This is a genomic window from Bradyrhizobium sp. USDA 3262 (assembly GCF_054060035.1).
The window spans coordinates 5381905-5396635 of record NZ_JBSSCT010000001.1; the positions used below are offsets into that span (position 1 = coordinate 5381905).

Sequence of the window (14731 nt, forward strand, 5' to 3'; positions counted from 1 at the left end):
GCATGGAGATCATCAATCACGGGACGTGGTCTGGCTATGTGCCAGACCCTTACCCGGCTAACCTTCCGCCCAACATATCGTTCGCCAAGAACGACTTGAGCGGGCGGGATTGGTACGCCGCGCTCTATAGTGAGACGCCGCTCTGCGCAGCCGACAGCGTCAAGGTCACCGCGACGAAAGAGGCTGATGGCTCTTGGCGCCTGCAGGCAGCGAGCGTCGATGCGACCCGCGTCTTTCCGCATAGTCAGCTACTGATCGAGATCATCGGCTACGCCGGCACAAATCCGCAGGCCGACTTCGGTCAGAAGAGGTACGACGCGGCGACCAACACGATCTCGGAGTTCCAGAAGCCCCCGCGCTCTGTGACTCCGCGTCAGATCAGGTTGGCGCTCAACCAGATCGGCTTGCGTCAGCAGGTCGAGGACTGGGTCAAGAGCCAGGATCAGGACACCCAAGACAACTGGAGCTACGCGACTGAATTTGTCGAGGACAATCCGCTGCTCGTCGCCTGCGTCGCCGCCGTTGGAAAGACGGAAGCTGACAAGACGGCGCTCTTCGATTTGGCGCTGACGCTCTAAGCCGACCAACCATCACCAACACTCTTCAGGCCGCTCCGAACAGGGCGGCCTTTTCTTTTGGAGAACCCATGACTGTTCAATACCTCCACGGCCTCGAGACGATCGAACTCGACAGCCCTTCCGGTCCGGTTGAGACCGTCAAGTCGAACGTGATCGGCTTGGTCGGCACGGCGCCGGACGCTGACCCGGATATCTTCCCGCTCAACACTCCAGTGGCTGTCTTCGCCGACGCACTGAAGGCGGGTCAGCTGAAGTCCACCGGCACGCTGCTCGATGCGGTCGACGCCATCTACAGCCAGAAGTCGGCTGTGATCGTCGTGACCCGTGTCGCCGAGGGCGAGAGCCAGGAAGAGAGCTGGTCGAATGCCGTCGGTTCGCCGACTGGCAAGACCGGCGTCTGGTCGCTGCTGAAGGCGCGTCCGATGCTCCAGGTCGTGCCGAAGCTGCTCGTCGCGCCGGGTCTGACCGGCGGTCGCCCGACCAACGGTCTCCGCAACCTCGTGATCGGCGATCAGGGCACCGGCTACATCCTCGCCACCACGAACATCGTCGTGCAGGCTCCCCCGGCCGGCGGTCGTCAGGCGACGGCGGTGGCCCAGGTGGTCGGCGGCAAGCTGACCGGCGCGATCATCACCGACCCGGGCTACGGCTACACCGATCCCCCGACCGTGACCGTCACGGGCGCAGGCGCGGGCGCAACGATCACCGCCACCCTCGGTCACGTCGCCAATCCGGTCGGCGTCTCCTTCGCCTCGATCGTCGACCGCCTCCGTGCGGTGGCGTTCCTGGACGGCCCCGGCACCTCGTATGAAGACGCGGTCGAGTATCGCGGCGACTACGGCAGCCAGCGCATCTCGATCATCGATCCGGGCGTGCTGAGCTGGGATACCGAGAACTCCGTCTACGTGCAGAAGCCTGCTTCGGCCTACGCGGCCGGCATCCAGGCCCGCGTCGATGAGGAGCGTGGCTTCTGGTACTCGTTCTCGAACGAGCTGATCCAGAACATCGGCGGCCCGGCCCGTCCGGTCGACTTCATGCCGAACGACCGCGACTGCGAAGCGAACATGCTGAACAGCCAGCAGATCACCACCGTCATCCACGACGATGGCTTCCGCTTCTGGGGCGTTCGCGGCACCGGCACCGACCCGCTCTGGGCGCACCTCTCGGTCCGCCGCACCGCGGACATGGTGTACGAGAGCCTGGAGCGCGCCGAGCGCAGCCGAATGGATAAGCCGTTCAGCCTGCAGCTGCTCGCCGACATCCAGCTCGACGTCAACTCCTACCTCCGACTGCTCCGCTCCCGCGGCGCGCTGATCGGCGGCAAGTGCTGGATCGACCCGAACATCAACACCCCTGCGACCTTCGCTGCGGGCGAGCTGTCTGTCGACTTCGATCTCGAACCGCCGGCGCTCCTGGAGCACCTGCAGTTCCGCGCTCGCCGCAACCCGCAGTACTACGTCGACTTCATCGAAGAGTTCAATCGGTCGATCGCCGCCAACGGCTAAGCCGTAGCACTCCACCAACAACCCAAAAGAGCCAACCGAGCCGCTCGATCCCTCGTGGATCGGGCGCGCTTCGGCGTGGCCGGAGAGATAAATGACCACGAGCAATCTTCGCGACTCCAACATTCTCCAGGACTTCACCGTCTGGATCGACGGCGTCGGCAAGATCGGCGAAGCGCCGAACTTCCAGCCGCCCGAGATCAACATCGCCGTGGAAGAGTTCCGCGGCGGCGGCATGGACGGCACCGTCGAAATTCCGTTCGGCATCGAAAAGATCGAGTTCGATTTCACGCTGCATACGTGGGACGAGCAGATCTGGACGAAGCTGGGCTACGGCCCGGGTTCGCTCGATGTGCCGATCACGTTCCGCGGCTACCTGCTCACCCCGGGCGGTGGCGACAAGGGCGTGGTGATCACCACGCTGTGCCTGGTGAAGGCGATCAAGACGGGCAAGGCGGAAGCCGGCAAGAAGGTCGAAATGACCATCAACGTCTGCGCCAACTACTACCAGCACAACATCGACGGCAATGTCGTCGCTGAAATCGACGTCTTCAACAAGGTCACCATGATCGGTGGCGTCGACAAGAGCGCGAACGCGCGCCGGATCCTCGGCTTCACCTCCTAAGGTTCAGCCAGGCTCCCAACTCAAGGCCCTGCCACCCGGCGGGGCCTTTTTCTTTTTCCCCCAGCAATAGGTGTGCAAACCAATGGCAAACGAAATCAAGCAGGAAACCTTCAGCCTCTCTCATCCCTTCGAGTACCGCGGCGCGACGTACATCGAGATGAAGGCTCGCCGCCCGAAGGTGCGCGACCTCCGCAACTTCATCAAGAACATGGAGAAGGACGCGATCGCTGCCATGGAGAAGGTGCTCGCGGATCTCTGCGAGGTCGACGAGAAGGTGATCGCCGAGATCGACGTCGAAGACTTCGCTCCCATGAAGAAGTGGTTCGAAGATTTTTTGAAGCCCATGGCGAGCGAATAAGCCGCATCATCGCCGACGCATTCCCGGTCTTCGAGCGCTTCCACTGGACGCTCGAAACCGTGGATCGAATGGACTTCGACGATTTCATCCTCGTCGCTGACGGCGTCCAAGCACTCAATCAACGAGACGCCGAAGCAATCAAAGCTGCCCAGGGCAAATAGAGCCCTGGGTTTTTTCTTTTGTGCATAGCCAGGGGAGCTGCAATGGCCGACGAACACATGAAGATGATTGCCGAGCTGGAGTTTCGCTCCAGCGGCTCGGCGACCATCGCAGCCCTCCAAGCGAAGATCAAGGCTCTCAAGGCGCAGCTCGACAAGAGCTTCGCGAAGAACGCCATAACGACGCCGATCGTGTCGCCCCAGCTGATGAAGGATCTGCAGGGGACCGGCAAGGCCATCAACGGCCTGACCAAGAAATACATCGACATGGCCAAGGAAGCTCGCGAGCTGGGCCAGATGAACGCGCGTGTCTACAAGGGCATGCAGCGAGACATCCAGGCGCACGCGCGGGCTTGGAGGAAGGCGACGGGCGACGAGAAGGAAGGCCTCGCCAGGTCGCTGAAGGAGAAGATCAAGTATCACCAGGCCTACAGGTCGATCTACAACAAGGAAAACCAGCGCTACCTGGGCATGTCGGCGGCTCTGAACCGAGCTGAGACCGATCTGCACCTCGCCAAGTGGCGACAGAAGGAACGGATCGATCGACAGCAGCGGGCAGCCGCGCTTCGATCTCGCGCCGCGTTCGCCGCATCCATGCGCACCGTCGCGGGATCAGTCCGTAGCGGCGGCTTCCAGGCTGGACTCATCGGCGGCGCATTGGCGTACGGCGCCGGCCGTGCAGTCAGCTCGTCTATCCGGTCGGCCACCGACATGGATCGTGCGGAAGCCAACGCCCGCATCAACATGGATGAGAAACAGATCCCCGGCGGTTTTGCCGGTCTGCGTGAGCGCATCCTGCCGAAGTCCGTTCAGCTGGGTCAGGACCCGGCCCGGTACATGCAGACCGTGGTCGAAGCGGCCAAGGCCGGCGTCCCGGAAAACATGTCTGAGCAGACCGGCGAGATGGTCACCATGCTCGCCAAGACGTTCGGCGTCGAGGTGGACCAGGCCATGGACGGCATGGGCTACGCGATCGCGCAGGAATTTGGTGCCGGTCGATTGAAGGACATGAGTGGTGTCCGTCGTCTCGGCAACATCGCCGCGTTCCTGTCGGCAAAGACCGCCGCTCGCCCCGACCAGATGTTCTCGTTCCTCCGCACCGGTATGGGTTCCGGCGCGCTGTTGGGCATGAACCAGCAGTCGACGCTGGCGTTCGGCGCTTCGGCCATCCAGGCTGGTGCCCAGGGTCAGCAAGCCGCTCGATTCCTCGGCAGCCTCGGCGAGACGCTCGCTGAACTGACGATGGAAGCGAACGCGATCACCAAAAAGCACCACCGGTCCGAAAAGGATCGGCTGTTCATGAGTCTTCCCGGTCAGCTGGGTTACGGCTCGTACGGCGAGATCGAGCAGAAGCTCAAGAAGGACCCCAACAAGGGGGTCTTCGACCTGATCAGCTCGTTCCAGAAGATCAAGCAGCCTCTCGATCGTCAGAAGGCGATGTCGGCAATGTTCGGCGCTGACTTCGGTCGGTTCCTGGCGAACATGATCGCGTCGCCCGAGATGCTCAAGCGTACCAAGCAGCTGGCCGAAGAGGCCGCTGGCCAGAAGGAAGGCAACGACTTCATCAGCGAAGCGTGGAGCGAGTACAGCAAGAGCCTTGAGTTCTTGATGGATCGCATCAGCGCCACCTGGAAGGTTCTCAAGACCGAGCTGGGCGGCACGTTCAAGCCGCTCGTCGATCAGCTCAGCCAATACGTCACCGACTGGTACAACGCAGTCAAGACCGGCGGCCTGAAGGAGAAGCTCACCGCCGTGCTGAACGGACTGACTGAGGGCTTCCTCGGCAAGCCCGGAACGTTCCGCGACCTGCTCGAGTCGATGTTCGGCAAGCCCGGCGACGGAAGTCTCGGGAAGACGGACGCCTGGTTCAAGTTCGCCCGCGGCTTCGCAGCTGGTCTGCGAGAAGTCGGTGAGATGATCTCCAGCGTCATGTCGAAGCTGGCCACCTACTTCGGTGGCAGCGGCGATACCGAGTCGATGGGCAAGTTCACTGCCCAGATCATCGCGCTGGTCGGCGCGCTCGTCGTCCTGGGCCCGGTCATCTCGATCATGGCCTCGTTCGTGACCCTGGTTGGCGCGCTGGCGGCCATCTTCGGCACTCCGGCACTGGCTGCCGGCGTTGCAACGGCGCTCCAGAACTCCGGTGTCAAGAAGTCGAGGATCAGGGAAAAGGGCGAGTCCTACGAGCACTGGCAAAACCGGATCGCCGAAGACAAAGCGGCTCGCGTCCAGAAGCAGTCCGGCTCGGGCTTCAACCCGGCCGACGTCCACCCGATGAACTATCTGGGTGAGAAGCTCGACAAGTTCGGCGGTAAGATCGAACGAGCTTCGCTCATGAGCACCGACTTCAGCGCAATGCGGCGAGGCGGCGGTCTCGGCTACGCCTACGAAGGTGCCGGCTCCTCTTTGGCTGGTGGCGGAGGCGGCAGCGGCATGCGCTTGCTCAGTGGTGTCGGCACTCCCGACGCCCTGATCAAGAACGTCACGCCGGGCGGCTCGCTCCCGAACTTCGGTGTCGGGACGGGCGGCATCATCGGCCGTGGCGGCAAGGTCGACATGGGCTACAGCGCTGCAAGAGCGGCGACCAGCGGTTCGCAGGAGGCGGCTTCGGCAGCTGTGAGCGGGCCTGCTGACGGCGTTGGCGCAGGCTTGGGCGGCTCCGCCTTCCTGGCGGCACGACGCGCCCGCTTCGCGCAGGAGCTGAAGGACGATCCGACTCTGAGGATGCACCTAGCTGCAATGCAGGCAACCGAGGGCGCGAGCAGAGGCGGAACGATCGAGAGCCTCATGAACCGTGCTGACATGCAGGGTAAGACCATGCGTCAGATGCTCGGCTACAGCGCCGATGGTCAGATCAACCCGAGGAGCTTCTACGGACCCATCCGTCGAGGCGAGCTTGGGCCGACGATCGCACGGCTGAAGCGCAATCCGAAGGAGTTCGCCCAGTACGACGCGCTCACGAACCGCGCGCTCGGCGGCAGCCACATCATCGGTGGCTACACCGACCAAGGCTTGCCGACCGATCCAAACGGATCGAAGCGCACGGGTATCCCGGGGCTCGTTCTCCGAGATCCTCGCACCGGCAAGAAGGACGGCAACGAGTTCACCGACTGGGTCGGTCCTGGCTCAGCCTACGGTAAAGGTCGTCAAGGCGCGATCAACTATCGCAGGTTCATCGAGCAGCACATCAACGATGTGCCGTCGCCTGCTGATGCGATCAAGAACGTTCCTGCAGCTGCTCCGCAGTCTGGCGTCCCGATGAGGGGCGACTTCGGCGGCAACGGTCGGGGTAGCGTCGCGATCCACATCAACGGCAACAGTCACGATCCGGAAGCTCTCGCAACGCTGGTCCAGCGCCGCGTCGACGAGCAGATGAACTGGCGGACCCACGATACGGACTCCGAATACACCTAACGCGAATAGCTCGGCCCTACGGGGCCGGGCTCTCCTCCAACAATCCGAGAGGTATCTATGGCATTCATGCTGTTGGGCATGGCTCCCGTCCTGGAGAAGGGAGAGACGGCCCCCAAGGATGGCAGCGACACGATCCTCTTCTACGTTCCGCTGCCGAACCATGAGACGCCGAACTTCGAGACGATCCAGCGCGACCACCAGTTCACCTGGGTGTCGAACGATCGACTCTCTCGTGATCCGGCGATGCAGTTTGTCGGCCCCGGCGAAGAGAACATCTCGATCGACGGTAAGCTCTACCCGTACCACTTCGGTGGCCTCGACACGATCTCGCGCCTGAAGGCAGCGGGCAGGCGGGGTAGGCCGATGGACATGATGCGGTTCTACCCGCTGAAGGACCCGGCTGGATACGCGGCCGAGTTCGTCGGGACCTACGCGATCAAGCGAGTCCGCACTGTCGAGCAGAAGATCGGCGCTGTCGGAATCGCTCAGAAAATCGACTTCACCGTGGAGCTGACCAAGTACGGAGATGACGTCTACACAGGCGGCGTCGTGATCCCGGCGGCAACCGAAGACAATTCGAAGCTGGGGATCTGATGTCGACTTACGTCACCAAAATATTCGACAGGCTCGATCGCGTCTGTTTCGCCAGGTACGGCAACTCGTCCAACGGCATCGTCGAGTGGGTGATCGAGCAGAACCCCGGCATCGAGCTTTACGGCATCGTGCTCCCGTTGGGCATCACCATCAACCTTCCAGACGCACCGAAGAAGCTGGATGCACCCCCGGTGCTCAAGCAGGTCTTCCTCTGGAACTGATCAGCGGCATACGCGATCGCGTATAACCGCGAAATATACGCGAGAGCGTATGAGGCCGTCCTTCGGGGCGGCCTTTCTTTTTGCGCGGAGTGTAAATGGCCACCGGCTACACCCCGATCTACCGCGTCATGAAGGGCGGTATCGATATCACGGGGAACTTCAACGATCGAACCACGCAGATCAAAGTCGAGCTGATCGCTGGCGGCGGCGAGGGCGACAACTGCACCATCACTCTCGATGACCGAGACTGGGCTCTCGCCGCAGTCGATCCGGGTGATCAGATCGGCGTCTATCTCGGCTACAAGGAGGTGGGCCTTGCCTACCTCGGAACCTTCAATCTCACCGACGTCGTCTACAAGGGTAAGCCGCGCAGTGTGCAGCTGGTCGGCACGTCCACCAAATTCGGCGATCTGAACAAGGCGCCGACGACCAAGGAATACATCGGCAAGACGGTCGGCGAGATCCTCAGCGACATTGCCGGCGAGACCGGCATGGCCGTCGCGGGCGCCACTGGCCTGACTGATCAGCAGGTCGAGACCAAGAACCAAATCACCAGCAACTTTCACGTCATCAACGAGCTGGAGCGCCGCTACGGTGCTGTGGCAAAGGTGGTCGACGGCAAGCTGATGTTTGTCCCGCGCGACTCCGTCACGAACGCCAGCGGCGAGCCCGTGCCGACGTTGGTGCTCAAGCCTGAGCACTTCGGCGACTGGCAGGTCCGCTACATGCAACGCTCTGCGTTCAGCGGCGTCAAGGCGTTCTGGTGGGACGAGCACGACAAGGTCCGTAAATGGGTCAAGTCGTCGACTGCTCCGATCGGGCAGGCCACGGGCGGCGAATATCCTCTCGGCGAATGGTTCAAATCGGCCGCGGAAGCGACCGCCGCCGCCAACTCCAAGATGGAAGCGTTCAACCGCGCTCAGGTCGAGGCCACGTTCGATCTGGCGAAGGGTGACCCGTGGATCCGGGACACCCAGACCATCTCGGTGCAGGGCATGCGTGACCGCGTGAACGGCTCTTACGTCGTTCAGCGAGCGATCCACACGTACATCAAGAGCACCGGCATCCGCTCAACGCTCGAATGTCGTGGGCCCGGCAATGGCGCCGACTTCAGCGACCGTGCCGACGACCTGATGCTGAGTCCACTCCCGGGCGAAGTCATGGGCACCGTGCTGCCCGAGAAGTGGAACTTCCCCGAAGACCTCTAACGAAAGACTCCAACATGTTCAGTAAGGAAATCGTTGACGCCATCGTGGCGGCAGCGAACGCGAACGGCTGGCCTGCGTCCGCGCTGCTAGCCGTTGTCGAATGCGAGACCTCGGGGAAGCCGTTCGAGCAGGACAACCACACCCCCGCGCTACTCTTCGAGCGGCACAAGTTTTATTCCGAGCTGCAGTCCCACAAGCCGATGAAGCTGAAGGACGCCATCAAGGCGGGCCTCGCCATCCCGAAGTGGAGCCGGAATACCCAGTACAAGGACCAGGGCACCTCGGCCGGTCGATTGAATGTCATCGCAAAAGCGAGGCAGATCGACGAGGAAGTCGCCAACAGAGCGGCGTCCTGGGGCCTTGGCCAAACCATGGGCTTCAACGCCGAGCGCCTGCACTACGACAACGCGACCGCCATGGTCGAGGAGCTGTCGAAGGGCGTCGCCGAGCAGATCGAAGCCATGGTCCGTGAGATCAAGTCGAGCAAGCTCGACAAGCATCTCATCGCCAAGGACTTCGCCAAGTTCGCCAAGGGCTACAACGGCGCCGGCTACAAGCAGAACAACTACGACACGCGCATGCGCAACGCGGACGCTGTCTGGGCTCGACGCCTGGCCAACGGCTTCGAGGCCAAGCCGAGCAAGTCCGTCACGCTGGTCTATCAGAGCAAGCTGAAGGAGCTGGGCTACGCGGTCGGCAAGGTCGACGGCGACTGGGGCAATCTGACGACGGGCGCGACCTCCGCCTTCCAGCGGAAGGAAGGCCTGAAGATCACCGGCCATCCCAACGACGAGACCACCGCGCACCTCGATAGCGTCGGCCCCGATCAGTCCGCCGAGCCTTCGCCGGAACGCCAGACCGCAACCGTCGACGATCTCCGGACCGCCGGCTCGCAGACGATCGCAGCTGCCGACAAGGGCTCGCTGGTGTCGAAGATCCTGGTGGGAGCGGGCGCCTTGGGCGGTGCGCAGCAGACCGGCGTCCTCGATCAGGCTCAGGACATGGTCAGCAAGGCCCAGACCGCCAAGGCCGTCCTCGACTCGATCCACGATCTCGCTGCCGGCCTCGCACCGTACTGGTGGGTCGGCGTGATCGCTGTCGGCTTCATCACCTGGCAGCTCTACGGCGACGTGATCAAGCGCCGCCTCGCAGACCATCAAGCAGGAGTTCACCTTGGATAAGGCCATCAAGGCGGCCAAGGCGATCTTCGCGACCAAGTTTGGCAAGGCCCTCGCGGCCTTGCTGATCCTGGCTGCGATCATCGCCTACGCCCATCACCGCGGAGTCGTATCGACCGCCGCCAAGTTCACCGCGCAGCTGGAGCAGCTGAAGCAGCAGCTCGCCGACGCATCAGCAACGCCGGCTCCAGCCGTCCAGCAGCCCGTCTGCCCGGAACAGGAGCCCGACGCCGGCACGGCCGAACGTCTCAAGCAGGCTGAAACGGCGAAAGCCGCTCTCGAAAAGAAGGTCAAGGACTATGAAAAGCAGCTGGCTCGCCGGCCTGCGAAGGCTGGGGGTTTTGCTCTGTCTCCCGCTGACGCTCGCAGCCTGCAAAACATTCGGTGACGCCTCGCCGCAGGAGCGGATGGACATCCAGTCCTGCATGCGCCTGGCGAGCGCCGTGGAGCTTCCCCCGATCAAGGCGGGTATGGATGCCCGCGTCGTGATCGCGCGATACCGGGCCGCCCTGGTGGCGGCAAACGCCAACATCAACGACACCAAGGCCTGCTTGGCCCTGCTCGACCGGGCAGAACAGGACGGTAAATTCTGATGGCTCTCGCCGACGTAACTCTCGCCGACGTGTTGAGCCTTGCCGGTCCCCTGATCGCGGTTGCCGGCGCCATCTCCGGCGTCTGGTACCGCATGGAGACGAAGGTGGAGAGCGTTCGTAAGGACGCCGCCGACTCCATCCACTCGGTCGAGAAGGAACTGTCGAACTTCAAGATGAAGGTGGTCGAGGAGTACGCCTCCTGGGATACCGTCCGCGCGATTGAGACCCGTCTGACCGAACGGATGGACGGCCTCTCGAACCAGGTCATGGCCATGCCGGACGCGGTGGTCGACCGCATCACAAAGTTCCTCAATCTGAAATCAGCATAAGCCCTGTGCGGGCCGGGACGCCCCGGCCATCTACCGACACCAAACCGCACACGCAGACCCTGAGCGCTCAGGGGCAGCCGGTGAGAGCCCGGCAGTCTAACGGCTCCGCAGCTCCTGCTCGAACGCGCCTACCAAGTCGCCAAACGCCTTGAGGCAAGGGGAGGCGTCGGCAACCTTGTTGTTTCCGAACCGAGCCTTCCTGACCTCGATGTCGATCACGGCGGCCTCGCTCTGCTTCGCCAGCTTGTAGAACGCCCGAAGGACGTCAGTCTGCATTTCGGCAATTTCTCGGACGGTAGGAACGTTGCATTCCTCGGCCGACACCGCTGCTGAGGTGGAAAGCAGCACGGCGATCACGCCGGCAATGGTCTTGGTCATCATGCATTGGTCTCGCAACTGGCGAAAGGGAGCCGTTTGCATTACACCTCCGTGCATTTGCATTCAAGCAAATTCTATGGTAGTGCCTCAGGAAGATCTCCACAGCCTTCCGAAGGAAACCATGGCTCCGCCGCAAACGCCATCCGCTGAACGCGCCCGCAGGAAACAGGTCATCGAAGACCTCCTGAGACAGGGGTACCACCCCCAGGGACAGCGCGGCGGGATCGCATCCGCGACGAAGACGGCCGAGCGCCGTGAGAACATCAACTATCCGAACTGGGTCCGCGCCGAAGAGGCGCTGAAGCGCAAGCGCAAAGAGAACTATGCGATCGACTGGTCGCTCTACGTTCCGTCTGCACCCAAGGCTACCGTCACCTCAGGTGGCGAAGAACTGTCCGCCGAAGAAGTCGACCCGTTGATCCGGGCGAAGACGCTCTCGGCCGAGGTTACACAACTCATCACCCAATCGAAATACCCGGTCATCAACCCGGAAGCCGTCATCGTCGACACGCCGATGCTGCGGAGCTGGTCCGCCAAGCACCGTCGCTACGTCGAGAAGGAAGGCAAGCCTCGGACCTGGATGGTCGAGACCCTGCGCGTCGCGCCGTACCGCGACCCGCGCGGCAAGAACTTCATCTTCACCGGCGCGCAGAACGATGCGCTCCTGCACGAGGAGTTCTGGGTCAACCTGAAGGCCTATGCCGCCTACATCGACGCTGAGATCATCGTCGGTCCATGGACCTACGAGACCCAGTGGTGGGCGGAGAACGACCCGCAGGCGCGCGAGTACGCGCCCGAGCTGGCTGAGCACCTGTGCTTCGGCCAGATGAAGATCGGCGACAACTTCGTGTTCTGCGGCGAGATGAACACGCTGCCGACCGCGTCGCAGCCGATCTCCGATCTGGTCACGTACAGCCGGGGCCGCTGGGCAGTGTTCCCGCACGCCAAGCGCCAGCTGAAGAGCGTTCCGTCCAACGACCCCAACGTCCAGGCCCACCAGGTCATGACGTCGGGCGCCTGCACGCGGCCAAAGATCATCCCGCGCAAGGCGGGCGTGAAGTCGCTGTTCCACCAGGTGGTGGGCGCCACCGTGGTGCAGTTCGACGAGGACGGCGACGTCTTCTGCCGGCAGATCACGGCGGACGACCATACCGGGGCGTTCTACGACCTCGACGCCTACGTGGCGAACGCTGAGGTGACCACGGGCCATCGGGCTCGCGCGATCACCATGCCGGACCTCCACGTCCGCAAGATGGACCAGGCCAACTGCATGGCCATCTTCGGATGGGACATGCGTGGTGGCCGGGCGCAGTACCGGGAGAGCATGGTCGACGTCCTCGATCCCGAGAACGTCATCGGTCATGACATCTTCGACAACGAGGCGCGGAATCACCACCACGTCCACGACAACGCCTATAGCTACGAGATGGCCTTCCGGGGCCGCGACAGCGTGGAGGAGGAGGTCGAGCAGTGCGGTCAGTTCTTGCTGACGGCGATCGGCCTGGTCGCTCTGCCGATGGTCACGGTCGGCGACCGGACCTTCATCGTCGCGGAAGGCAACCACGACATCGCGCTGGAGAAGTACGCCCGAGAAGGCCGGTACCGAAACGACGGCCAGAACGTCCGCTTCGGCCTGCAGCTCGAAGACGCATACCTGGACTATGTCGAACGGCGCTCGATCGCCATCGACAACAACCAGCCTGTGCCTCGCTTCTCGCTGCTCGAACACGCCATCCGGATGAAATATCCGCAGCTCGGCGACAAGGTGGTCTGGTGCCATGACGGCTACAGCCATCTGATCGACGGCATCGAGGTCGGCAACCACGGCTTCCGTGGCGCGAACGGCGCCAAGGGCACCGTGGCCGGCTTCGCGCGGGCAGGGCGCAAGATGTCGATCGGCGACAAGCACAGCCCCGAGATCATGGAGGGCGTGTACGTGGCTGGCGCGATGAACCTGCGCCACGGCTACAACAAGGGCCTGTCGGGCTGGGCGGTTACGGTGATCATCCAGTATCCGGACGGGAAGCGCTCGCTGCTGACCTTGCAGAAGGGCAAATGGCGGCCTGGGAAGCGCGTCGTGCGCGTGCCGGCGCCGTCTTTCGCCGCCTGAGTGTTTGCGCGAATGCAAAAGGTAGGAGCTATGAAGCCGCTCGTGTACCTGGCGGGCCCGATCTCCGGGCTCGACTTCGATGGAGCCACCGACTGGCGTCACACCGCCAAGGAGCTGCTCCATCCGTTCGGGATCAAGACGCTCTCGCCGCTGCGCAGCCAGGAGCACCTGCGGAAGGTGGGCGTCTTCACGAACGCAGCCGCCGAAACCGCCAGGCTGGAGTCGCCGATGTCGATGCCCAAGGGGCTGACGATCCGCGACCGCTGGGACGCGATGCGCTGCAACGTGCTGCTGGTGAATCTGCACGGTGCCAAGACCGTGTCGATCGGCACCGTGATGGAGATCGCCTGGTCCGACTCCAAGGGCATCCCGATCGTCGCCGCGGTCGAGCCCGACGCCAATCCGCACGAGCACGCGATGCTCATGCACTGCATCGGCTTCCGCGTCCCGACGCTCTGGGAAGCCTGCGATGTGACCCGGCAGCTGCTTGCCTGCTGATTTGCTTGAATTGTAACGAGGAGAGAGAAGACAAATGACGGTAGTTGGACTCGCGGGTTTCGCTCAGTCGGGCAAGACGACGGCTGCGCTGTACCTGGAGAAGAAGTACGGCATCCGCCGCAAACACATCGCCGAGCCGCTGCGGGCGATGCTCGCCGTGCTGTTGCAGGCGAACGGCATGAAGGCCGACGAGATCACGCGCTACCTGGAGGGCGATCTCAAGGAGCAGGTCATCCCGTGCCTGGGCGTCACCTCGCGCTACGCGCAGATCACGATCGGCACTGAGTGGGGCCGGGAGTTGATCGGTCAGGATCTCTGGGCCAACACCTGGGAGCGCGGCATCGCCGAGGGCGATTCCGTGATGAACGACTCCGTCCGCTTCCCGAATGAGGCTGATGCGATCCGTCGCCGCGGTGGCGTGGTCATCATGATCAAGCGTCCGGGCACCAAGCCGGCCAAGCTCAAGTGGGGCAAGCTTGGCGAGTTCCTCTACGACAAGCTCGGCCTGCTCTGGGGCGTTCACGACAGCGAGCGCATCGACCGGATCAAGCCGGATTTCGTCATCCACAACGACGCCAGCGTCGAGCAGCTCTACGCGGACCTGGATGAGGCCATGGCGCTGCACTTCAAGAAGGTGCAGCGAACCTCGTTCGCTGGCTCCAAGGCTGCCGCCGGCGCCGCTGTGGGCCTCGCGCTCGCGAGCGCATCGGGGCTGTAATGGAGCAGTCCCGCGTCATGTCACTGGTTGAGGTGGTGACGTCGAGCCTGATCGGGTTCGTCGTTTCTATCTGGGCCAATTACGCCGTGCTGCCGCTGTTCGGGTTCAAGGTGAAGCTCGCTGAGAGCTGCGCAATCACCCTGATCCTCATGGTGATCTCGATCATCCGCAGCTACCTGATCCGCCGGTTCTTCGCCGTCCACCTCAAGCGCTTCGCCGTCTGGTGCCAAGATTTGTACGACAACTTCAAGGTAGTGTAGCCGATTACG

17 protein-coding genes are annotated in these 14731 nt (G+C 62.9%); 16 read left to right on the plus strand and 1 reads right to left on the minus strand.

What is annotated here, in order from left to right; translation table 11 throughout:
- The first annotated feature begins 2 nt into the window (after nucleotides 1-2).
- The 12 genes from ACVWYP_RS25105 (at nucleotide 3) to ACVWYP_RS25160 (ending at nucleotide 10758) form a co-directional block, all read left to right on the plus strand.
- A complete protein-coding gene (locus ACVWYP_RS25105; protein ID WP_456684191.1) occupies nucleotides 3-578 on the plus strand; it encodes a hypothetical protein in 576 nt (191 codons plus the stop codon).
- Nucleotides 579-646: 68 nt separating this feature from the next.
- Nucleotides 647-2083 carry a phage tail sheath subtilisin-like domain-containing protein gene (locus ACVWYP_RS25110; RefSeq protein WP_456684192.1) on the plus strand — a complete coding sequence of 479 codons (1437 nt, stop codon included), beginning with the start codon at nucleotides 647-649 and terminating at the stop codon, nucleotides 2081-2083.
- Nucleotides 2084-2174: 91 nt separating this feature from the next.
- Nucleotides 2175-2705 (plus strand): phage major tail tube protein, encoded by a 531-nt coding sequence (locus ACVWYP_RS25115; protein WP_028340241.1) that lies wholly within the window; start codon nucleotides 2175-2177, stop codon nucleotides 2703-2705.
- 82 nt (nucleotides 2706-2787) lie between these two features.
- A complete protein-coding gene (locus tag ACVWYP_RS25120) occupies nucleotides 2788-3063 on the plus strand; it encodes a phage tail assembly protein (RefSeq protein WP_456684193.1) in 276 nt (91 codons plus the stop codon).
- A 203-nt stretch (nucleotides 3064-3266) separates the two neighbouring features.
- Nucleotides 3267-6635: a phage tail tape measure protein gene (locus ACVWYP_RS25125; protein WP_456684194.1), complete on the plus strand. Its 3369-nt coding sequence runs from the start codon at nucleotides 3267-3269 to the stop codon at nucleotides 6633-6635.
- A gap of 57 nt (nucleotides 6636-6692) precedes the next feature.
- Entirely contained in the window at nucleotides 6693-7229 is a 537-nt protein-coding gene (locus ACVWYP_RS25130; RefSeq protein ID WP_456684195.1) for a phage tail protein, read from the plus strand.
- The gene (locus ACVWYP_RS25135) at nucleotides 7229-7450 is read left to right on the plus strand and encodes a tail protein X (protein WP_456684196.1); all 222 of its coding nucleotides are present in this window, start codon (nucleotides 7229-7231) and stop codon (nucleotides 7448-7450) included. Before ACVWYP_RS25130 ends, ACVWYP_RS25135 begins: the two co-directional genes overlap by 1 nt.
- Before the next feature lie 95 nt (nucleotides 7451-7545).
- Nucleotides 7546-8658: a phage late control D family protein gene (locus ACVWYP_RS25140; protein ID WP_456684197.1), complete on the plus strand. Its 1113-nt coding sequence runs from the start codon at nucleotides 7546-7548 to the stop codon at nucleotides 8656-8658.
- A gap of 14 nt (nucleotides 8659-8672) precedes the next feature.
- Nucleotides 8673-9839, plus strand: coding sequence for an N-acetylmuramidase domain-containing protein (locus tag ACVWYP_RS25145; RefSeq protein WP_456684198.1), 1167 nt, complete (start codon nucleotides 8673-8675; stop codon nucleotides 9837-9839).
- Nucleotides 9832-10224 carry a hypothetical protein gene (locus ACVWYP_RS25150; RefSeq protein ID WP_456684199.1) on the plus strand — a complete coding sequence of 131 codons (393 nt, stop codon included), beginning with the start codon at nucleotides 9832-9834 and terminating at the stop codon, nucleotides 10222-10224. The genes ACVWYP_RS25145 and ACVWYP_RS25150 overlap by 8 nt, the downstream gene beginning before the upstream one ends.
- A gap of 19 nt (nucleotides 10225-10243) precedes the next feature.
- Entirely contained in the window at nucleotides 10244-10429 is a 186-nt protein-coding gene (locus tag ACVWYP_RS25155; RefSeq protein WP_456684200.1) for a hypothetical protein, read from the plus strand.
- Nucleotides 10429-10758, plus strand: coding sequence for a hypothetical protein (locus tag ACVWYP_RS25160; protein ID WP_456684201.1), 330 nt, complete (start codon nucleotides 10429-10431; stop codon nucleotides 10756-10758). The genes ACVWYP_RS25155 and ACVWYP_RS25160 overlap by 1 nt, the downstream gene beginning before the upstream one ends.
- A gap of 96 nt (nucleotides 10759-10854) precedes the next feature.
- Here ACVWYP_RS25160 and ACVWYP_RS25165 read toward each other — a convergent pair whose 3' ends face one another.
- On the minus strand, nucleotides 10855-11139 hold the full coding sequence (locus tag ACVWYP_RS25165) for a hypothetical protein (RefSeq protein ID WP_456684202.1): 285 nt from the start codon (nucleotides 11137-11139) through the stop codon (nucleotides 10855-10857).
- Between the two features lie 118 nt (nucleotides 11140-11257).
- Between ACVWYP_RS25165 and ACVWYP_RS25170 the strand changes: the two genes are divergently transcribed.
- From ACVWYP_RS25170 to ACVWYP_RS25185, 4 genes are read left to right on the plus strand one after another with little or no spacing between them, the layout of a single operon-like run.
- Nucleotides 11258-13246 carry a hypothetical protein gene (locus tag ACVWYP_RS25170; RefSeq protein ID WP_456684203.1) on the plus strand — a complete coding sequence of 663 codons (1989 nt, stop codon included), beginning with the start codon at nucleotides 11258-11260 and terminating at the stop codon, nucleotides 13244-13246.
- Nucleotides 13247-13276: 30 nt separating this feature from the next.
- On the plus strand, nucleotides 13277-13744 hold the full coding sequence (locus ACVWYP_RS25175; protein WP_456684204.1) for a hypothetical protein: 468 nt from the start codon (nucleotides 13277-13279) through the stop codon (nucleotides 13742-13744).
- Nucleotides 13745-13778: 34 nt separating this feature from the next.
- On the plus strand, nucleotides 13779-14462 hold the full coding sequence (locus ACVWYP_RS25180) for a hypothetical protein (protein WP_456684205.1): 684 nt from the start codon (nucleotides 13779-13781) through the stop codon (nucleotides 14460-14462).
- A complete protein-coding gene (locus ACVWYP_RS25185) occupies nucleotides 14462-14722 on the plus strand; it encodes a DUF7220 family protein (protein WP_456684206.1) in 261 nt (86 codons plus the stop codon). Before ACVWYP_RS25180 ends, ACVWYP_RS25185 begins: the two co-directional genes overlap by 1 nt.
- Nucleotides 14723-14731: the final 9 nt, after the last annotated feature.